15 protein-coding genes are annotated in these 19,986 nt (G+C 71.4%); 11 read left to right on the top strand and 4 right to left on the bottom strand.

Features of this window, described 5'->3' with window-relative positions; translation table 11 throughout:
* The first annotated feature begins 129 nt into the window (after positions 1–129).
* Positions 130–3,966 carry a ricin-type beta-trefoil lectin domain protein gene (locus tag ACQ452_RS17370; protein ID WP_433385769.1) on the top strand — a complete coding sequence of 1,279 codons (3,837 nt, stop codon included), beginning with the start codon at positions 130–132 and terminating at the stop codon, positions 3,964–3,966.
* Between the two features lie 62 nt (positions 3,967–4,028).
* Here the strand turns inward: ACQ452_RS17370 and ACQ452_RS17365 are convergent, their stop codons facing one another.
* Positions 4,029–4,919, bottom strand: a complete 891-nt coding sequence (locus ACQ452_RS17365) for a hydroxymethylglutaryl-CoA lyase (RefSeq protein WP_433385766.1) — start codon at positions 4,917–4,919, stop codon at positions 4,029–4,031.
* A gap of 8 nt (positions 4,920–4,927) precedes the next feature.
* A complete protein-coding gene (locus tag ACQ452_RS17360; protein WP_433385759.1) occupies positions 4,928–6,127 on the bottom strand; it encodes a CaiB/BaiF CoA transferase family protein in 1,200 nt (399 codons plus the stop codon).
* A gap of 156 nt (positions 6,128–6,283) precedes the next feature.
* Between ACQ452_RS17360 and ACQ452_RS17355 the strand changes: the two genes are divergently transcribed.
* Positions 6,284–6,988: a GntR family transcriptional regulator gene (locus ACQ452_RS17355; protein ID WP_433385756.1), complete on the top strand. Its 705-nt coding sequence runs from the start codon at positions 6,284–6,286 to the stop codon at positions 6,986–6,988.
* Between the two features lie 146 nt (positions 6,989–7,134).
* Positions 7,135–7,803 (top strand): hypothetical protein, encoded by a 669-nt coding sequence (locus ACQ452_RS17350; protein ID WP_433385753.1) that lies wholly within the window; start codon positions 7,135–7,137, stop codon positions 7,801–7,803.
* A gap of 16 nt (positions 7,804–7,819) precedes the next feature.
* On the opposite strand, the gene ACQ452_RS17345 is transcribed toward ACQ452_RS17350, so the two are convergent.
* Positions 7,820–8,830 (bottom strand): helix-turn-helix transcriptional regulator, encoded by a 1,011-nt coding sequence (locus ACQ452_RS17345; protein ID WP_433385750.1) that lies wholly within the window; start codon positions 8,828–8,830, stop codon positions 7,820–7,822.
* 127 nt (positions 8,831–8,957) lie between these two features.
* On the opposite strand from ACQ452_RS17345, the gene ACQ452_RS17340 reads away from it, so the two are divergent.
* Positions 8,958–9,419 carry a VOC family protein gene (locus tag ACQ452_RS17340; protein ID WP_433385747.1) on the top strand — a complete coding sequence of 154 codons (462 nt, stop codon included), beginning with the start codon at positions 8,958–8,960 and terminating at the stop codon, positions 9,417–9,419.
* 130 nt (positions 9,420–9,549) lie between these two features.
* Here ACQ452_RS17340 and ACQ452_RS17335 read toward each other — a convergent pair whose 3' ends face one another.
* The gene (locus tag ACQ452_RS17335; RefSeq protein ID WP_433385744.1) at positions 9,550–12,030 is read right to left on the bottom strand and encodes a M14 family metallopeptidase; all 2,481 of its coding nucleotides are present in this window, start codon (positions 12,028–12,030) and stop codon (positions 9,550–9,552) included.
* Between the two features lie 264 nt (positions 12,031–12,294).
* Here ACQ452_RS17335 and ACQ452_RS17330 point away from each other — a divergent pair, with 264 nt between their 5' ends.
* From ACQ452_RS17330 to yjfF, 7 genes are all read left to right on the top strand, one after another.
* Complete coding sequence (locus tag ACQ452_RS17330; protein ID WP_433385741.1) at positions 12,295–12,654, top strand: hypothetical protein; 360 nt, start codon at positions 12,295–12,297, stop codon at positions 12,652–12,654.
* Positions 12,655–12,786: 132 nt separating this feature from the next.
* Positions 12,787–14,469 carry a ribulokinase gene (gene araB / locus ACQ452_RS17325; RefSeq protein WP_433385739.1) on the top strand — a complete coding sequence of 561 codons (1,683 nt, stop codon included), beginning with the start codon at positions 12,787–12,789 and terminating at the stop codon, positions 14,467–14,469.
* Positions 14,466–15,158, top strand: coding sequence for an L-ribulose-5-phosphate 4-epimerase (locus ACQ452_RS17320; protein ID WP_433385736.1), 693 nt, complete (start codon positions 14,466–14,468; stop codon positions 15,156–15,158). The genes araB and ACQ452_RS17320 overlap by 4 nt, the downstream gene beginning before the upstream one ends.
* A gap of 133 nt (positions 15,159–15,291) precedes the next feature.
* Positions 15,292–16,287 carry an ABC transporter substrate-binding protein gene (locus ACQ452_RS17315; protein WP_433385733.1) on the top strand — a complete coding sequence of 332 codons (996 nt, stop codon included), beginning with the start codon at positions 15,292–15,294 and terminating at the stop codon, positions 16,285–16,287.
* A gap of 88 nt (positions 16,288–16,375) precedes the next feature.
* Complete coding sequence (locus ACQ452_RS17310) at positions 16,376–17,917, top strand: sugar ABC transporter ATP-binding protein (RefSeq protein ID WP_433385730.1); 1,542 nt, start codon at positions 16,376–16,378, stop codon at positions 17,915–17,917.
* Complete coding sequence (locus ACQ452_RS17305) at positions 17,914–18,981, top strand: ABC transporter permease (protein WP_433385727.1); 1,068 nt, start codon at positions 17,914–17,916, stop codon at positions 18,979–18,981. The genes ACQ452_RS17310 and ACQ452_RS17305 overlap by 4 nt, the downstream gene beginning before the upstream one ends.
* The gene (gene yjfF / locus ACQ452_RS17300) at positions 18,978–19,967 is read left to right on the top strand and encodes a galactofuranose ABC transporter, permease protein YjfF (protein WP_433385724.1); all 990 of its coding nucleotides are present in this window, start codon (positions 18,978–18,980) and stop codon (positions 19,965–19,967) included. Before ACQ452_RS17305 ends, yjfF begins: the two co-directional genes overlap by 4 nt.
* Positions 19,968–19,986 lie beyond the last annotated feature (19 nt).

Below are 19,986 nucleotides of genomic sequence, written 5' to 3'. Positions count from 1 at the left end.
GCACAGGGGGCGTTCGCGCTGTTTCTCCACAGTGGATGGCATATAGCATGACGCACGCCTGAATGCGGCGGGTTTCACCGCTGTCGTACCGGCCAGCCGACCACAGCCTCGACCGGAGGAAACCCCTGAATGAATCATCTCCCAGAGCCGAGGAGCGCGCCCCGGCGCCGTCTCCTGCCGGTGGCCGCCGCACTGCTGGCGCTCCCGCTGCTGGCCGTGACCGCAGCGGCGGTCGTGCCGCAAAGCCCTGATCCCGACACCTCCGTGGCCGCGCCGATCGCCGGCACCCCCACCGCCCCGACGCCGCCCCGGCCGGCTCCTGCCGCCCCGGCCGGCACCGCGGTCGCTCCGGCCGCCGCCGCGCCCGGGGCCACTGCGGCGGCCGCCCCGAGCGTGGTCACCGCGGACGCCACCGCGTCCCGGCCCGCGCAGGGCGCCACCCCGGCGGCCGGCACGGAGATTTCCGGCAGCTACATCGTCACCGTCAAGGCGGCCAAGGCCGACCGGATCCGCTCGGACGCCCGCGACCTGGCCGCCGACTACTCGGGCAGGCTCGGCGATGTCTGGACCGCCGCGCTGCACGGCTTCTCCGTACGCATGTCCGCCGCCGACGCCGAGCGGCTCGCGCACGACGCCCGCGTGGCGACCGTGCAGCCGGACCTGGTGGTCACCACCACCGGCACCCAGACCAACCCGTCCTGGAGCCTGGACCGGGTCGACCAGGCCGTGCGGACCCCCAGCGGCACCTACGACTACGACAACGACGGCTCCGGCGCGCACGTCTACGTGTTCGACACCGGCGTGCGCGCCACGCACTCTGAGTTCGCCGGCCGGATCGGCAACAGCACTCCCGGCACCGACCACAACGACTGCGGCGGGCACGGCACCGCCGTGGCCAGCGCGGCCGCCGGCACGGCATACGGGGTGGCGAAGGAGGCGACCGTGCACCCCGTGCGGGTGCTCAACTGTGCCGGTGCCGGTGCGGCCGCCGACGCGCTGACCGCGATCGACTGGGTCACCAGCAGCGCGGCGCGCCCGGCCGTGGTGAACATGAGCTGGTCCACCGGCCCGCAGGATGCGCTGGACGACGCGATCCGCACGTCGATCGCGTCCGGCGTCACCTACGTCATCGCGGCTGGCAACTCCAACAACGGTGCCTGCGCGACCTCGCCGCAGCGCGTCGCCGAGGCGATCGTCGTCGGCGCCACCGACGACCGGGACCGCCGTGCGGGCTTCTCCAACTACGGTTCGTGTGTCGACATCTTCGCGCCCGGCACCGACATCAGGACCGGCGCCTGGACCGCCGACGACGCGACCGTCGCGTCCAGCGGCACGTCGCTGGCCGCACCGATCGTGGCCGGCGCCGCCGCCGTCCACCTGGCCGCGCACCCGTCGTCCGCACCCGCGCAGGTCCGCGACGCGCTGGTCAACTGCGCCACCACCGATGTGATCTCCGACCCGGGCGCCGGGTCGCCGGATCGGCTACTCAACACGCGGTGCGCCAACCCCACCGTCACGAACCCGGGCGCGCAGTACACCTCGATCGGTCAGGCGGTGACGCTGAGGAAGGTCGCCTCGCCGACCGCGGTCCGCTTCGCCGCCGCCGGCCTGCCCGCCGGCCTGTCGATCAACACCACGACCGGCGTGATCAGCGGCACCGCCACCACGGGTGGCACCAGCACCGTGCAGGTGACCGCGACCAACGCCGCCGGCGCCAGCACCACCGCGTCGTTCCGCTGGACGGTGATCCTGGGTCGTGGGGCGTTCACCGGGCCGGGCTCCATGTGCGTGGACAACAAGAGCGGCATCACCACGGACGGCAACCCGCTCCAGCTCTACTTCTGCCTCGACAACAACCCCCCGCAGTTGTTCACCGCCCACCCTGACGGCCGGTTCGAGGTGCAGGGCAGGTGCATGACCGCCGGGGCCGAGGTGGTGCTGCGCGGCTGTGACGGCTCCAGCGCGCAGGTCTGGGCCACGCGCAGCAGCGGCGAGCTGCTCAACCCGGCCACCGGGCGGTGCCTGACCGCAGCAGCCGCGACCTGGGAGGCGCGGCTGTCGCTGGCGACCTGCACGGCCGGGACGCTCCAGCTCTTCACACCGCCGGCCGGGTTGCGGCAGGACGTCATCTCGGTGGAGAACCCCGGCTTCCAGGGCACCCCCAGGGGCAGCACGATGCGCAAGGCGATGTTCGTGTCGAACCTGGACACCACGCAGCGGCTCACCTGGTCGGCGACCGGGCTGCCGGCCGGGCTGTCGATCCACCCCTCGACCGGGATGATCAGTGGCACGGTCGGCACGATCAGGACCTCCGCGGTCACGCTGACCGTGACGAACGAGGCCGGCCGCACCGGCACCGCGTCCTTCACCTGGCAGGTCGGCGACGGGCGCGTCCTCGGTGTCAACGGGCACTGCGCCGAGTCGGCGAACGACCGTGGCGACAACGGCAACCCGATCCAGTTGCAGAACTGCAACGGCGGCAAGGCCCAGGTCTGGACGGTCCGCACCGACGGCCGCCTCGAGGTGTACGGCAAGTGCGTGACCGTGGCCGCCGACGGCGTCGCGGCCGTGCTGAGCGACTGCGGCACCGCGGCGGCGCAGGTCTGGGCCGTCTCCGGCAGCACGCTGCGGCACACCGCGACCGCGAAGTGCCTCACGGCGCCGACTGCGGACGCCAACGTCAAGCTCACGGTCGCCGCCTGCAACGCCCGCGCCGGCCAGGTCTGGAACCTGCCGACCGCCCCGGTCGTGCTCGACGGCGTCTCGAAGCGGCAGTGGGCGACCTCCGCCGCCGCGGCGCTGACCATCGGCGCGCGCTCGGCGAGGACGATCAGCCGGTACGCGGCCACGGGCCTGCCGTCCGGCGTGACCCTGAACGCGTCGACCGGCGTACTGTCCGGCACGCCCACGGCCGTCGGATCCGGCGAGGCGATCGTCACGGTGACCGACTCGGCCGGCGGCACCGGCGCCACGTCGTTCCAGTGGACCGTCCTGCACGGTCAGATCCGCAACGCGAGCGGTTGGTGCCTGGACAACTCGCGCGGCGGGACCGCGGACGGCAACCCGATCCTGGTCTGGCGCTGCGGCGACAGCGAAACGCAGCAGTGGATCGTCCGCTCGGACGGCGCGCTACAGGTGCAGGGCGGCTGCATGGTCGCGTCCGCGCTCGTCACGCGCGGTGCCTGCGACGGCGCCGCGAACAAGGTGTGGCAGCCGACCGGGAACGGCGAGCTGCGCAACCCGGCCTCCGGCAAGTGTCTGACCGCGCCGTCGCTGAACTACGACGTGCAGTTCACGCTCGCGGACTGTGCGGCGACGGAGCTGCAGGTCTGGGCGCTGCCGACCGCACCGCGAATCACCACGCCGGTCCCGCAGCAGTCCGTCACCGGCACGGCCGTGTCGCTGGCGCTCGGCGTCACGGCCAACGCCGGCCAGACGCCCACCGTCACCGCGACCGGGCTGCCGGCCGGCCTGACCCTCACCGGGACCACGATCTCGGGCACGCCGACCACCACGGGCAGGTACCCGGTGTCGGTGCGCGCGCAGTCGACGTCCGGCGTGAGCACCGCGTCGTTCGAGTGGTTGATCGTCGCGCCGGGCGCACCCGGGCTGATCATCCACCCGGCCGGCAACTGCGTCGACCGTGGCGGCCCGAACCGTAGCCTCTGGCTGTACGGGTGCAACTACACCAACGCGCAGCTGTGGACGATCCGCGCCGACGGCCGCGTCGCGGCGGGGAACGACTGCATGATGCCGCTCGGTGGCGCCACGGCGTCCGGCACGCAGGTGGGCACCAGCGCGTGCGGCACCACGGACGCGGCCCAGCTCTGGGCCGTCGAACCCGGCAACGTGCTGCGGCACACCGCCTCCGGCCTGTGCCTGACGGCGCCCAGCCCGAACAACCTGGCCGGGCTCTACCTGGGCTCCTGCTCGGGCAGCACCTGGGCGCTGCCGACCCGGGCCTGACGAGTGTTGGCCGGGCCGCGCGACGCGGCCCGGCCAACCGGCGACCGAGCGACGGTGCGCCGTCAGGCGGGAAACCGACCCGCGCGCAGCAGTGCGCCCGCCAGATGCTTGCCGAGCCGGCCTTCCAGCCAGGAGACGGCCGAGGTGAGCTCCGCCAGATCCAGGCCGGTGGGCTGCCCCATCCGGTCGAAGAGGTAGACGAGATCCTCGGTGGCGACGTTCCCGGTCGCCGCCGGCGCGAACGGGCAGCCGCCCGTGCCGCCGATGCTGGCGTCGAGGGTGGTGACACCCGCCTGGACCGCCGCGACCGCGTTGGCCACGCCGGTGTGCCGGGTGTCGTGCAGGTGCAACCGCAGCGGCGTCCGGGATTCCGTGACCTCCCGGGCGAGCGCCAGCCGATCGGTGACATCGGTGGGTACGGCCACCCCGATGGTGTCGGCGAGGGCCAGCTCGTCGGGGCCCGCGTCGCGCACCCGGGCGAGCACCTCCCGCAGCCGGCCCAGCGGGACCTCACCCTCGAACGGGCAGCCGAACGAGGCGCCGATGGTCACCGTGGCGAACACCCCCGCGGCCCGAGCCGCCTGCACCAGCGCCGCCGCCGTGTCGCAGGCCTGGGCCGTGGTCGTGCCCTGGTTGCGGCCACAGAAGGTGTCCGTGGCCACGACGACGACGTTGATCTCGTCGACGCCCGCGGCCAGGGCCCGGTCCAGGCCGCGGCGGTTCATCACCAGGCCCGCGTACCGGACGCCGTCGTGGCGGGGGAGCGCGGCCATCAGCGCGTCCGCGTCCGCCATCTGCGGTACGCGGGCCGGGTTGACGAAGCTGGTCACCTCGACCCGCCGGGCTCCCGCGCGTACCGCCCGCCCGATGAGCTCGATCTTGTCGGCGGTGCCGAGCAGCGTCGCCTCGTTCTGCAGGCCGTCGCGGGGCGAGACCTCGACGATGTCGATCATGGGTGTCATCAGATGACGCCGGCGGTACGCAGCGACGCGATCGCGGCGTCGTCGAGTCCCAGCAGGTCGCGGTAGACGTCCTTGTTGTGCTCACCGAGCTCGGGGCCGACGTGCCGCACCCGGCCCGGGCTGTCAGAAAGCCTGGGTACGACGTTGTGCATGGCGAACTCGCCCAGGTCGGGGTGGGTCAGCCGGACGATCGCCTCGCGCGCGGCGAAGTGCGGGTCCTCGAGCATGTCCCTGGCCCGGAAGATGCGGCCCGCCGGAACGCCGTGGGTGTGCAGCCGCTCGAGCAGCTCGTCGGAGGCGTGCGTGGAGCTCCATTCGGCGACCAGGCCGTCGAGCTGCTCCATCCAGCGTCCCCGGGCGCCGTGGGTGGCGTACCTCTCGTCGGTGGCCAGCTCCACCTGCCCCATCGCCTCGGCGAGCCGGCGGAACACCGTGTCCTGGTTCGCCGCGATCAGCACCATCTCGCCGTCGGCCGTCGGGTAGACGTTGCTCGGGGACACGTTGGGAAGGGTCGTTCCGGTCCGCTCCCGCTGGTAGCCGGCGATCTGGTATTCGGGGACGAGGGACTCCATCATCGCCAGCACGGCCTCGTAGATGGCCGAGTCCACCACCTGGCCCCGGCCGGTGCGTCCGCGCTGGTGCAGCGCCACCAGGGTGCCCAGGCAGGCGAACGTCGCCGCCAGCGAGTCGCCCAGGGAGACGCCGGCGCGGGCCGGGGGGCGGTCGGGGTCGCCGGTCACGTAGCGGATTCCGCCCATCGCCTCACCGATCGAGCCGTATCCGGCGCGTGACGCGTACGGGCCCGTCTGCCCGTAGCCGGTGACGCGGGTGACGATCAGGCCGGGGTTGATCTCCCACAGCCGCTCCGGGGCCAACCCCCAGCGTTCCAGGGTGCCGGGGCGGAAGTTCTCGATCAGCACGTCCGCCCGGGCGATGAGCCGGCGGGCCAGGTCCTGGCCCCGCTCGGTCCGCAGGTCCGCGGTCACGGACTTCTTGTTCCGCGCCACCACCGGCCACCAGAGCGACTTTCCGTACGGCTTCTCGCGCCCCCATTGCCGCATGGGGTCACCCTGACCCGGGTCCTCGACCTTGATCACCTCGGCGCCGAAGTCGCCGAGGAGTTGACCACAGAACGGCCCCGCCAGCAGTTGGCCGAGCTCGATGACCCGGATGTCGTCAAGCGGCAGCGCGGTGCTCATACCGTCCCCCAGTCAGCCTCTGTTTGCATGCAATCGGTCAGCCCCGGATGGGGTTGCCGTGTGCTGTGCTGGGAAAATAGGCTTCGTCCCGCCCGGTGTCAATGCTCGGCAGGGTAATTGCATACAACCTGCCGCGTTGCTACGGTGCCGGGCATCATGAGTGACCCCACGCCGCCGCGGGAGGCCGACAACGGCCACGCCGCCGCCGATGCCTACCGGCGGATCCGCGAACAGATCCTGTCCGGGCGACGGGCGGCCGGCGAGTGGCTCCGTGAGGGCGAGCTGGCCGACTCGATCGGGGTGAGCCGGACGCCCGTGCGGGAGGCGCTCAGACGGCTGACGGCCGAGGGGCTGGTCCGCCACGAACGCAACCGTGGCGTGCAGGTCCAGACATGGAGCAGCCGCGATCTCGACGAGATCTTCAGCCTGCGGTCCGTGCTGGAGCCGTGGGGCTGCCGGCTGGCGGCGAGCGCCGGCACGGTCGACGTCGACGCGCTCGACGCGCTGGCCCACCGGATGGACGAGGTCGCGCCGGGCGGACGACCGAGCGACGTGGACGAGCTCACCGCGTTGAACAACCGGTTCCACCGGATGATCCTCGAGGCGTCCGGCAACAGCCGACTGGCCGGCGTCGTCTCCTCGGTGATCGAGATGCCGCTGGTCTGGCGGACCTTCTCCCGGTACAGCCCGGACGCGCTGCGCCGTAGCCTGGCGCACCACCACGAACTGGTGGCGGCCCTGGCCGCGCCCGACCCCGACTGGGCGGAGTCCGTCATGCTCAGCCACGTACGCGCGGCATGGCACTCCATTCGACTGCGAGACGGCTGCGACCAGGCACCTGGGCCCGAACTGCCGGACTAGCGCCAGCGACACGTCGGCCGAGTCGGTGACCGTGACGATCGCCTCGCCGGATCTGACGGCCGTGGGCGTGCCGGACAGTACGCCGGTCGACACCTCAGGCTCACGCTGGACGGCAGGCTGAGATACGTCGTACTAGTCTTCGCCGCATGGCCTTGAGACCGGACGAGTTCTACGACCACGCAGTCAGCGTCGCGGACGGCGAGCGCCGGCTTCCGTTGGCACGCATGACGGGGTGGGAGATAAGCCCGTTCGACCCGGACGGACTGCGCGTGGCGCCGTTGCGCCCGCCGGTGCTCCCGGAGCCCGCGCGACACGGCGAGGATCCGTCGGATTGCGGCTCCTGCCGGGACCGGGACGAAGGGATCTGGTTCAACGATCGCTGGCGGCTGGTCCGGATAGCGGGCGTGGGGGTGCCGTTGGCGCTCATGCTGCATCCGCGAGATCACTACGACATGGCGGATCTGCCTGACGACCTGGCCGCCGAACTGGGGCTGTTGAGCACCCGCATCGTCCGCCACATGCAGGCACTGCCGCACATCGCGCGGGCCCACGTCTACCGCGTCGGAGATGGTGGCGCCCACCTGCACGTCTGGTTCTTCGCCCGGCCCGAGGGACAGACCCAGTTGTACGGGTCGTGGCTGGTGATCTGGGACGACCTGCTGCCGGAGTATCCAGCGGACGTCGCAGAAGCCGACGCTGAAATCGTGGCAGACGCGTTGGTCGCGTGCCACGGCGGCCGGCGGTCGCCCACCGGCAGACCGGACCAGCTCCGCGGTGATCTCGATCCCGACATGGGTTTTGCAGGGCGACAGTAGTCGCGGACGCACCGGCTCACCCGGAGCCGGTGCACCCAAAGCGTGCCGCGGTGCCGGGGTCGGCTGTGGTTCTCGTGAACCGGCGGGCGAGGTGGGCGAAGGCGTTGGTGAGTTCGTCGGGGCCGATGACTTCGATGTCGGCGTCGTATCGGGCGATGGCGGCGGCCAGGCTGGGCCAGGACCAGGACCCGAGGGTGAGCCGGCAGCGGTCGGGGTCGATCTCCTCGACGAGCCCGTCGCGGGTGTGGCGGGCCACGGTGGTGGCGGGCAGGTCGAGGATCACCGTGCCCTGGCAGGGCCAGTTTCCCGAGGCGTCGCCGGAGCCGCGGAACGTGCTGGTGACGAACGTGGCGACGTCGCCTCCGGGCAGCGCGCGTGGGGTGAAGCGGGGCCCGTTGGGGCTGCGCAGGTCGATCCGGTCGGCGCGGAAGGTGCGCCAGTCCTCGCGGTCGAGGTCCCACGCGATGAGGTACCAGCGCCCGTCCCAGGTGATGACGTGGTGGGGTTCGGCGCGGCGCGGTGGTCTGTCCGCGCCGCCGGAACCGTAGCCGAAACGCACGATCTCGTGGGCGTGGACGGCGGCGCTGAGCGCCAGCAGCAGCTCGCCTTGGGCCGGTGCGGGTGGCCGGGTGGCGGGCCGTTCCACGGCGGTGACCCGCAGCGCGTCGACGCGGTGCCGTAGCCGGGCGGGCATGACCTGCCGGATGGTGTTGAGGGCCCGCTCGGCGGCTTCGGCGAGGCCGTTGCCGGGGGTGGTGGCGGAGATCTGCAGGGCGACGGTGAGGGCGACGGCCTGTTCGTCGTCGAACAGCAGCGGGGGTAGTTCGGTGCCGGCGCCGAGGCGGTAGCCGCCGTCGGGTCCCTTGACGGCGGCGATGGGGTAGCCGAGCTCGCGCAGCCGGTCGACGTCGCGGCGCACGGTGCGCAGGCTGATGCCGAGGCGGCCGGCCAGCACCGTGCCGGACCAGTCCCGGCGGGTCTGCAACAGAGACAGCAGGGTCAGCAGCCGGGCGGAGGTCTTCGGCACGATTCCGATCCTGCCAGCAGTAGGTGACACAACCTGGCACCTACTGCTGCGAATCTTGGTCCCGCACCGGCCACCACGGCGTAGCTACCACGTCACCGGCAGGCTGACATCAACGAGGAGTCGACACATGGCCATCTCCACGACCACCCACCTGAACTTCCGCGGCGACGCCCGCCAGGCGCTGGAGTTCTATCAATCCGTGTTCGGCGGCCAGCTCACGGCCATCGCGTACGGCGACTTCGGCATGCCGAAGGACCTGCCCGACGCCGACAAGATCGTCTTCGGTCAGGTCACGGCCGACAACGGCTTCAGCGTCATGGCCTACGACGTACCCGGCCAGGCGACCCCCGCCGCCGCGCCGGCCACCACCACCCGCGAGAACGGCATGACCCTGACCGGCGAGCGGTTCTTCGTGTCCGTGCGCGGCGACAGCACCGAGGAGGTCGGCGCGCTGTGGGACAAGCTCGCCGAGGGCGCCGACCTCATCGAGAAGTACGGCCCGTCGCAGTGGGCCCCGGGGTTCGGGATGCTGACCGACCGCTTCGGCGTCACCTGGATCCTCGACGTCGCCACCCCGTACGCCGGCTGACCGCACCGCGCCGGTCCGGTCCGAGGCGTCCGTCCAGGCCGCCTCGGACCACCCCTACGGCGTCAGCCCCCGCACGATCACTGCCTCGCCAGTCGGTCCGACTGGCGAGGCGATGATCGCGGGATGCGGGCTACTTCTTGACGATCTTGATCGTCGCCGTACGGTAGTTGTTGCGCTTGTTCTTCTTCGTCGGGTCGTAGTTGTTCTCGATGTTGCCGGCGCTGTCCACCGAGAACCAGCGGAACGTCGTCGTCTCGGTCACGTGGAACACCTGCCCCGGCTCGCGGAACGCGGTCGCCGCGTAGCGCGGCGACTGGAGGGTGGGCCGGCTGCCGTCCGTCGTGTAGTAGATGGTGGCCGGCTCGCTCGTCTCGAAGCGCACGTCGACGGGCCCGGAGTATCTCCCGGCGCCGGGGACGAGCCGGGCCGTCGGGTCCTTCTTGTCCTGGCCCCAGTCCGCCGCGACCCGGAACATCTCCATGATCCCGTTGGCGTACTCCATCGTCTCGGCGTGGCCGCTGACGAGCTCAGGATTTCCCACCCAGTCCGGCTGGAACGAACCGCCCTGCCAGTTTCCGGTGGCCGGGTTGTAGACGGAACCGCCGACCTCCCAGCCGTACGCGTAGATCCCGTAGGTGTGGTAAAGGTCCTCGCGCACGTTGCCGGCGGAGGAGTAGAGGACGTCGGACGAGCCGCCGACGTTCTCCGGCGTGACGACGGTCTCCCGGTGTGCCTTGACCTGCGACAGGATCCTGGCGGCCGACTGCCAGTAGAACGCCTCGTCACCGAGCGGCGGGCGCGGCGTGGTGATCCGGCCGTCCGCGATGTAGGCGCCGGGCTGCCAGAACAGCTGGCCGCCGTTGGAGTGCACCGACATCATGAACTTGATGTTCTTGTACTTCTCGACCAGCCAGATGATGTTCTTCGACTCGGGCTCGGAGAGCTTCTCCGGGCCCTGGTAGGTGCCGCTGGTGCACACCGTCGAGCCGCCGGCGTAGCCGTCGTGGCCCGACCCGACCCGGTAGTTGCGGTTCAGGTCGACGCCCCAGGAATTCCGCTGGCCCGGATCGGCGCTCGCGTCCGGGCAGTGGTTCGTCAGGTTCTTACGCTGCGAGGCGAAGTTGTAGAAGCTGTAGTTGGCGCCATCGGGGTTGTTGGAGAGGATGAAGAAGACGTCGGTGTTGTCGACGATCCGCTTCGTCTCCCGGTCCGACCTGTAGTTGTGCACCAGCCGCTCGGCCGACTCCAGGCTGGTCGTCGCCGGCACCCACTCGCGGGCGTGGTCCTGCGCCTGGATCAGGACACCGGGCTTCTTGCCGTCGCGGTGCTTGCCGATCCGCAGGACGGGGATCGTGGCCGGGCCCCGGGGCACCTCGCCCTCCGGTGCGCCGACACGCTTCTGGTCGAGGAAGTCCGTCAGCGCGACCGGGCCGGACGTCGGTGCGACGATGCCGGTGCCCGCGTTGGTGCGGTACGGGTGTGCCCGGTCGATGAGGCCCTGGGACCGCGTCCGCAGCGCCTGGGCCACCTGGGTGGCCGTGCTCGCCAGCGCACCGGAGGCGTCCTTGGCGAGCATGACGCGGACCGCCTTGCCCCCGACCTGCACCCCGAGCGGGAGGTTCGCCCCCGGCCGCTCCACGAACTCGACCGTGACGTCGTTGCCGCCCTGGTGACCCCAGGCCGCGGAGGTGACGACGACCGCCTCCTGCCCCGTGCCGCCGATTGTGGCCTGCGCCTTGCGCTGGTAGCCGTTCGTCTGGTTCGGCAGGTAGACGATCTCGGCGATGCTCGGGTACTGGCGGGCGATCTCCTTGGCGCGGCTGTAGAGCTGCTGCGGGTGCCGGTAGCCGTCGACGAAGTTCCACTTGTAGGACGGCTTCGCCGTCAGCGGCGGCGCGCCGTCCTCCAGCCAGTCGGAGACGCGGCCGGTGGTGACCCCGCCGGTGGAACTGGTGACCCGGATCTCGTGGGGACGCTTGTCGAGCTTGAACAGGTTCCGGTGGAACATGTACTGCCCGGAGTCCACGAACCGGCTCATCGTCCGCGCGTCGCCGAACGACGTTCCCTTGCCCCCGTCGTTTTCGAGCTGCATCCCGACGATCGGGTCCGCCTGCTGTCCCTCGGTGGTCCGTGCCTCGACGTAGAGGAAACCCTGGCCCTTCGTGGTGAACCAGTCGGCGCGGGCGATCCGTACCGTCGCGGCGTGGCTCGCCGGCTGGGCCGCCCGCGCGGCAGCGCCCTTGATGCCGCCGTCGGCCTGGTCGCTCCACTCGAAGCCCGCGTCGTCGCCGAGGACCTCGACGCCCAGCGCCTTCAGCTCGGTGATCTGCTCGGCGGTGACCACCGCCTCGCCTTCGATGCCGGTCGGCACTCGCTTGAGGCCGTGCTCGAGGTCGAAGCCGGCGGCGACCACCTTGTCCAGCATGTCGGCGCCGGCAAGCTTGATGTGTACGAGGCGTACCCGGTTCCGATCCTCCAGCGGGGACCGTCCGGAGCCGGCCGTGGCGGTCGACTCCGTGGGATCCGCGCCCGCGGGCCCGGTCCCCACGAGGACGCCCGCCACCAGGGCGGGCAGCGCGAGAAGCGCGATGCGCCCTTGTATGCGTCGCATTTCTCCCCTCCTTCTGCTTGCTACGTGTGATGGATGTGCTGGCCGGCCCTCGTGGAGGTCGCTGCCCGGTCGACGGCAGGCGGTCGGAGTTCGCGTACGTCGTGCCTGCGTACGGCGATGGTTGTCGTTACGAGAAGGGGTCGGAAGGGCCGCGCACGAGCTGAGTGCGGTGAGCGTATGGGGGGGTCCGGCAGCAGTGGATCGGTTGTCCTGAATTTGAGCATTCCTTGAGGCGGCGGCACCCGGCTCGACCTGGCTTTCGCCGTGTTCGAGGAGAACTTCGCGCAACCCGAGGCGGTCGCCGCCGGGCCGGACGCGGGCGCGTTCGGCCGGCTCTGGGACCGCCTGATCCAGATGACCGTGGAGTCCGCCGCGTTCGTGGAGATGGCGGTGGACGCCCGGCGCAACATGCCGGAGTACGCCGGCGCCACGCGTCTGCACTCCCTGGTGCGCGACACCCTCCCGCGCGCGCAGGCGGCCGGGCTGGTCGACCGCCGCATCACCGTGGACGACGTGCTGCTCGCGCATCGGATGATCTACGGCGTCATCGTCACCGCTGTGGATCCGGCCGAGGTCGGGCAGGCCGTGGGTCGGGCCTCGTGCCTGCTCCGGCAGAGTGCGTGAGACGGGGCCGACGCGGTCGCCCGACCACCTGGCGTGCGCGCCTACTGGCGTCGCCAACCTGATGCCGGCAAACGTCTTGACGGTTATGGATGTGAGCGTTAACACTAGGGTCCGTCAACGGTGGAGGTGGACGTGAACCCTGCGGACGGAGCCGGCGAGCACTACGTCGTCGGGGTCGACTTCGGGACCTTGTCCGGGCGGGCGCTGGTGGTCCGGGTCGGTGACGGCGCGGAGCTGGCGACCGCCGTGCACGAGTACCGCGACGGGGTCATCAGCGCGGCGCTCCCCGGAGGCCGGGCACTGCCGCCCGACTGGGCCCTGCAGAATCCCGACGACTACCGCGACGTGCTGCGCCACGCCGTGCCGGTGGCCGTCTCCGCCGCCGGGGTCGATCCTGCCGCGATCGTCGGCATCGGCATCGACTTCACCGCCTGCACGGTGCTGCCGACGTTGATCGACGGCACCCCGCTGTGTGAGGTGCCGCAGTTGCGCGACCGCCCGCACTCCTGGGTCAAGCTGTGGAAGCACCACGCCGCCCAGCCGCAGGCCGACCGGATCAACGCCCTGGCCCAGGCGCGTGCAGAGCCGTGGATCGGCCGCTACGGCGGCAGGATCTCCGCCGAGTGGCAGTTCGCCAAGGGCCTGCAGATCCTGGCGGAGGACCCCGAGGTCTACCACCGGGCCGAGCGGTTCATCGAGGCCGCGGACTGGATCGTCTGGCAGCTCAGCGGCGCCGAGACCCGCAACGCCAGCACTGCCGGATACAAGGGGATCCGGCAGGACGGCCGTTACCCGTCGGCGGATTTCCTGACCGCGCTCCACCCGGGCTTCGGCGACTTCGTGGCCAAGCTGGACGGCCCACTGCTGCCCCTCGGCGCCCGGGCCGGCACGCTCACCGCACGCGCGGCGGCCTGGACCGGCCTGCCGGCGGGGATCGCGGTGGCCGCCGGCAACATCGACGCGCACGTCACGGCCGCCGCCGCGCAGGCCGTGGAGCCCGGCCGGCTCGTGGTGATCATGGGTACCTCGACCTGCCACGTGGTCAACGCCGCGCACCCCGCCGAGGTGGCCGGGATGTGCGGCGTCGTCGACGGTGGCATCAGCCCCGGCGCGTGGGGTCACGAGGCCGGGCAGAGCGCGGTCGGCGACATCTTCGGCTGGTTCGTCGAGCACGCCGCCCCGGCGGGGGCGGACTCGCACGAACGCCTCACGGAGTTGGCCGCCCGCCAGCCGGTCGGCGCGCACGGACTTGTCGCGCTGGACTGGTGGAACGGCAACCGCTCGCCGCTGGTCAACCACGACCTCAGCGGGATGATCGTCGGGATGACCCTGGCGACCCGGCCGCAGGACGTCTACCGGGCACTGCTGGAGTCCACGGCGTACGGCACGCGAATGATCATCGACGCGTTCGACGAGGCCGGCGTGGCCGTGCACGACCTGGTGGTCGCCGGCGGTCTGACCCGCAACGAACTGCTGATGCAGATCTACGCCGACGTGACCAACCGGCCGTTGAGCATCATCGGCTCCGCGCAGGGGCCGGCGCTCGGGTCGGCGATCCACGCCGCCGTCGCCGCCGGCGCGTACCCCTCGATCCACGAGGCGTCGCGGGCGATGGGCCGGGTGCACGAGGCCGTCCACCGGCCGGATCCCGACCGGGCACGGGCGTACGACGCCCTCTACGCCGAATACCGGACGCTGCACGACCACTTCGGTCGCGGTGGCGACGACGTCATGCTCCGCCTGCGCGCGATCCGCAACGCCGCCCTGGAGGCCGGTGCCGCCAGCCACGAGACCGCTCTGGAGGTGCCCGCGTGAGCGCCGAGGTGACCCGGCTGATCGGCGAGCTGCGCGAAACGGTCGCCCGCCTGCACGCCGAACTGACCCGGTACCGCCTGGTGGCCTGGACGGCCGGCAACATCTCCGCGCGGGTCCCCGGCCGGGACCTCATGGTCATCAAGCCGAGCGGGGTCGGCTACGACGAACTCTCGGCGGACGCCATGGTGGTCTGCGACCTCGACGGCGTCCTCGTCGAGGGCGACCTCGCCCCGTCCAGCGACACCGCCGCCCACGCCTACGTCTACCGGGCGATGCCGCAGGTCGGCGGGGTCGTGCACACCCACAGCACCTACGCCACCGCCTGGGCGGCCCGGGGGGAGGCGATCCCGTGCCACCTGACCGCGCAGGCCGACGAGTTCGGCGGCGAGATTCCGGTGGGACCGTTCGCCCTGATCGGCGGCGACGACATCGGCAAGGGCATCGTCGCCACGCTCGCCGGGCACCGCTCGCCCGCGGTGCTGATGCGCAACCACGGCGTCTTCACCGTCGGTCGTGACGCCCGGGCGGCGGTCAAGGCCGCCGTCATGTGCGAGGACGTCGCCCGCACCGCGCACCTGGCCCACGCGCTCGGGCCGCCGGTGCCGATCGCGCAGGCCGACGTCGACGCCCTTCACCACCGCTACCAGGACGTCTACGGTCAGCGACCGGTCCGCCCGGCGGGTTCCTGACCGACCACCGGCCACCGGCCGCGCCCCGGCCGGCGGCACCACCGGGACACCGGTACGCACCACCCGCGTACGCCGCTCCGCGCACGTCGGCGGTTGGCGCGGTCACCCACCACCCCGAGCCAAGGAGATCCCGATGCGAAAGATGCGACCGCCCACCGCCGCGTGGCGCGCCACCGCGGTCCTCGCCAGCGTGTTGCTCGTCGGCAGCGTGGCAGCCTGCGGCAACAGCGACACCGGCGGGGCCGCCGACGGCAAGCTCACCCTGGGCTTCTCCCAGGTCGGTGCGGAGAGCGGCTGGCGTACCGCGAACACCACCTCCATCAAGGACTCCGCCGCCGCGGCCGGCATCGAGCTCAAGTTCGACGACGCGCAGCAGAAGCAGGAAAACCAGATCAAGGCGATCCGCAACTACATCCAGCAGAAGGTCGACGTGATCGCCTTCTCGCCGGTGGTGGAGTCCGGCTGGGACACCGTGCTCAAGGAGGCCAGGGACGCCGGCATCCCGGTGATCCTGACGGACCGCTCGGTCGACTCGGCCGACAGGTCCCTCTACAAGAGCTTCATCGGTTCGGACTTCGTCAAGGAGGGCCGGCTCGCCGGTGAGTGGCTGGTCGAGCAGAAGAAGACCGCGCCCGGTCCGGTGAGCATCGTCGAGTTGCAGGGCACCACCGGCGCGGCACCGGCCAACGACCGCAAGAAGGGCTTCGCCGAGGCGATCGCCGCCAACCCGAACCTGAAGATCGTCGCTTCCCAGTCGGGCGACTTCACCCGGGCCGGCGGCAAGCAGGTCATGGAGCAGTTCCTCAAGGCCAACCCGAAGATCGACGTGCTGTTCGCGCACAACGACGACATGGGCCTGGGTGCGCTCGAGGCGATCACGGCCGCCGGCAAGGTGCCCGGCCGGGACATCACCATCATCACCGTCGACGCCGTCAAGGACGGCATGCAGGCCCTCGCCGACGGCAAGTTCAACTTCATCGCGGAGTGCAGCCCACTGCTCGGCCCGCAGCTGATGGACCTGGCGAAGAAGGTCCACGCCGGCGAGGAGGTGCCGGCCCGCATCGAGACCGAGGAGACCACCTTCACGTCCGAGCAGGCCAAGGCGGCCCTGCCCAACCGCAAGTACTGACCGACGCCGGGGTCGCCGCGCTCGCGTGGCGGCCCCGGCCTGTCGCCCAGGGCACTTCCGCGTCGACAACCAGAAGAGGTCTGATGGGATGACGGGTAGCCGTCCGGTCCTGACGATGACCGGGATCAGCAAGTCCTTCCCCGGGGTGCGCGCACTCCACGACGTCGACTTCCGGCTCTTCCCCGGCGAGGTGCACGCCCTGATGGGCGAGAACGGCGCCGGCAAGTCGACCCTCATCAAGGTCCTGACCGGCGTCCACGGCACCGACGAGGGTGTGATCACCCTCGGCGACGAGCCGGTCTCCTTCACCGGGCCGATGCGGGCCACGGCCGCCGGGGTGAGCACCGTCTACCAGGAGGTCAACCTCTGCCCCAACCTGTCGGTGGCGGAGAACGTCTTCATCGGGCGCGAGCCCCGCCGGCTCGGCGCCGTACGCTGGGGCGAGGTGCGCCGCCGGGCGCGTACGCTCCTGGCCCGACTCGACCTCGACCTCGACGTCAGCGCGCCGCTCGGGACGTACTCCCTCGCCATCCAGCAGATGGTCGCCATCGCCCGCGCGATCGACATCCGGGCCCGGGTGCTGATCCTGGACGAGCCGACCTCCAGCCTCGACGCCGGTGAGGTCGCGCGGCTCTTCCGCATCATGCGCCAGCTACGCGACCAGGGCATCGCGATCCTCTTCGTGACCCACTTCCTCGATCAGGTCTACGGCATCGCCGACCGCGTCACGGTGCTGCGCAACGGCGGGCTCGTCGGCGAGTACCCGATCGCCGAGCTACCCCAGCTCACGCTCGTCGAGAAGATGATCGGCAAGGAACTCGACGTGCTCGACGGGATCGAGGAGCAATCCCGGCGGGACGGGACGGCCCCCGGACAGGGCGCCCCGCTGCTCGCCGTGTCGAACCTCGGCCGCTCGGGGGCCGTCGAGCCGTTCAGCCTCACCATCCACGCCGGGGAAGTGGTCGGCCTGGCCGGCCTGCTGGGCTCCGGGCGTACCGAGGTGGCCCGGCTGTTGTTCGGCGCCGACCGGGCCGACGGCGGGCAGGTCAGTGTGGACGGCGTCGCGACCGGCCTCCGCAACCCCGCCCAGGCCGTCGGCCACGGCATCGGTTTCTGCTCCGAGAACCGCCGCGCGGAGGGCATCGTCGCCGACCTGTCGGTACGCGAGAACATGATCCTCGCCATGCAGGCCGCGCGCGGCTGGCTGCGGCCCGTCCCACGCCGCCGCCAGGACGAGCTGGTCGAGAGATACATCAGGGCCCTCAGCATCCGGCCGTCCGACCCGGACGTGCCGGTGCGCAATCTCTCCGGCGGCAACCAGCAGAAGGTGCTCCTGGCCCGGTGGCTGATCACCGAGCCGCGGCTGCTGATCCTCGACGAACCCACCCGGGGCATCGACATCGGCGCGAAGACCGAGATCCAGAAGCTCGTGACGCGGTTGTCCGACGGCGGGACGGCCGTGCTGTTCATCTCCGCGGAACTGGAGGAGGTGCTGCGCCTCAGCCACCGGGTGGTCGTCATGCGTGACCGCCAACTGGTCGCGCAGCTCGCCAACGACGACAGCCTCGACGCCGACCGCGTCATGCGGACCATCGCCAGCGGGTCACACCGGGAGGAGGCAGCGCGATGAACGACACCATGGGCCGCTACCGGACGCTGCGCGCACACCGGCTGTTCTGGCCCGCCGCCGTGCTCGTCGCCCTGCTGGCCGCGAACACCGTCCACCGGCCCGGGTTCCTGTCCGTCGAGGTCGCCGACGGGCACCTGTACGGCACGCCGATCGACATCCTGCGGCTGAGCGCACCGCTGATCCTCGTGGCGCTGGGCATGACCGTGGTCATCTCGACCGGCGGCATCGACCTCTCGGTCGGCTCGTTGTGCGCGATCAGTGGCGCGATCGCCTGCTCGTACATCAGTCAGCAGCCCGACCAGAACAGCCCCCAGGTGGTGCTGACCGCGCTCGCGGCGGCGCTCGGGGTGGCGCTCGTGCTCGGCGCCTGGAACGGGGTGCTGGTCGCGGTGATCGGCATCCAGCCGATCATCGCCACGCTGATCCTGATGGTGGCCGGCCGGGGGCTCGCCCAGCTCATCACCGAGGGGCAGATCATCACGATCAACTCCGGCCCGTACCGGGCGATCGGGCTGGGTCACGTGTTGACCCTGCCGCTGGCCATCCTCATCGCCCTCGCCGCGGCCCTGCTCGTCGGCGCGTTCACGCGCCGCACCGCGCTCGGCATGATCATCGAGTCGGTGGGCGGTAACGCCGAGGCCAGCCGGCTGGCCGGCATCCGCTCCGGCCGGGTCGTCTTCCTCGCGTACGTGCTCAGCGCCGGCTGCGCCGCGGTCGCCGGCTTCATGATGACGGCCAACGTCTCCAGCGCCGACGGCAACGCCGCCGGCCTCTGGGTGGAGCTGGACGCCATCCTCGCGGTCGTCATCGGCGGCACGTCCCTCGCGGGTGGCCGGTTCTTCCTCGGCGGAACCATTCTCGGCGCGTTGATCATCCAGACCCTGACCACCACGGTGTACGCCATGAACATCTCACCGCAGACGGCGCTGTTGTTCAAAGCGGTCGTCGTGATCGCCGTCTGCCTCATCCAGGCCCCGGCCTTCCGGGCCCGCCTCACCCGTCGAGGCGGCGGTGCCCGGCCGCGCGGCGCCGCCGACAAGCCGAAGGCACAGGTGCCGGCATGACGACTGGACCGCTCACCGCCCGCCGTGGCGGGTTCCGGCTGCCCCGGCGGCAGGTGCCGGTGCTGGCCACGCTCGCGCTGCTCCTGGTCATGTACGGCGTCGGGGTGTCCCAGTACCAGGCGTTCTCCAACGTGCAGGTCATCTTCAACGTCTTCATCGACAACGGCTTCCTGCTCGTCGTGGCGGTGGGGATGACCTTCGTGATCCTCACCGGCGGCATCGACCTGTCGGTCGGCTCCGTCGTCGCCATGACGGCGATGGTGTCGGCCGCACTGCTCCAACAGGGCCTGCCGGCGGCGCTCGTGCTCGTCGTCGCGCTGCTCATCGGCCCGACGCTCGGCCTGCTGATGGGCTGCGCCATCCACTTCTTCGACATCCAGCCGTTCATCGTCACGCTCGCCGGGATGTTCTTCGCCCGGGGGATGTGCACGTTCATCTCCGGGTCGTCGATCCCGATCACCGACGGGTTCTGGACCAGGATGTCGCAGGAGCGGATCGGCGATCCCCGCGGCAACTTCGTCTCGATCAGCGTGCTCATCGCCTTCGTCGTGGTCGCCGTCGCCGCCTACACGCTCGCGTACACCCGGCTCGGGCGTGGCGTGTACGCCATCGGCGGCAACCCGCAGTCGGCGCTGCTGATGGGCCTGCCGGTGGGGCGTACCCGGATCGCCGTCTACACGATCAGTGGCCTCTGCTCCGCGATCGGCGGGATCCTGCTGTCGTTCTACACCCTCTCCGGTGCGCCCCTGATCGCCGTCGGCATGGAGCTGGACGTCATCGCCGCGGTCGTGATCGGGGGCACCGTCCTGACCGGTGGCGCCGGCTACGTCTTCGGCACGGTGCTCGGGGTGCTGGTCCTGGGTGTGATCCAGACGCTCATCACCTTCGACGGGAGCCTCAACTCCTGGTGGACCAGGATCGTGATCGGGGGCCTGCTCTTCGCGTTCATCCTCCTTCAGCGCCTCGTCGGAATCCGCTACACGTGACCGCCCCTCTCGCGGAAGG

It is taken from the genome of Micromonospora sp. KLBMP9576, from assembly GCF_050941805.1.
Taxonomy (GTDB): Bacteria; Actinomycetota; Actinomycetes; order Mycobacteriales; family Micromonosporaceae; genus Micromonospora.
The sequence above is the reverse complement of the archived record's forward strand: the minus strand, read 5'-3'. Positions and strand labels throughout refer to the sequence as shown.

Bases quoted from the DNA above. Each gene is read 5' to 3' on its own strand.
- ACQ452_RS17370 (WP_433385769.1), top strand. From the start codon at position 130: ATGAATCATCTCCCAGAGCCGAGGAGCGCGCCCCGGCGCCGTCTCCTG.
- ACQ452_RS17365 (WP_433385766.1), bottom strand. From the start codon at position 4,919: ATGATCGACATCGTCGAGGTCTCGCCCCGCGACGGCCTGCAGAACGAG.
- ACQ452_RS17360 (WP_433385759.1), bottom strand. From the start codon at position 6,127: ATGAGCACCGCGCTGCCGCTTGACGACATCCGGGTCATCGAGCTCGGC.
- ACQ452_RS17355 (WP_433385756.1), top strand. From the start codon at position 6,284: ATGAGTGACCCCACGCCGCCGCGGGAGGCCGACAACGGCCACGCCGCC.
- ACQ452_RS17350 (WP_433385753.1), top strand. From the start codon at position 7,135: ATGGCCTTGAGACCGGACGAGTTCTACGACCACGCAGTCAGCGTCGCG.
- ACQ452_RS17340 (WP_433385747.1), top strand. From the start codon at position 8,958: ATGGCCATCTCCACGACCACCCACCTGAACTTCCGCGGCGACGCCCGC.
- ACQ452_RS17335 (WP_433385744.1), bottom strand. From the start codon at position 12,030: ATGCGACGCATACAAGGGCGCATCGCGCTTCTCGCGCTGCCCGCCCTG.
- ACQ452_RS17315 (WP_433385733.1), top strand. From the start codon at position 15,292: ATGCGAAAGATGCGACCGCCCACCGCCGCGTGGCGCGCCACCGCGGTC.
- ACQ452_RS17310 (WP_433385730.1), top strand. From the start codon at position 16,376: ATGACGGGTAGCCGTCCGGTCCTGACGATGACCGGGATCAGCAAGTCC.
- ACQ452_RS17305 (WP_433385727.1), top strand. From the start codon at position 17,914: ATGAACGACACCATGGGCCGCTACCGGACGCTGCGCGCACACCGGCTG.
- yjfF (WP_433385724.1), top strand. From the start codon at position 18,978: ATGACGACTGGACCGCTCACCGCCCGCCGTGGCGGGTTCCGGCTGCCC.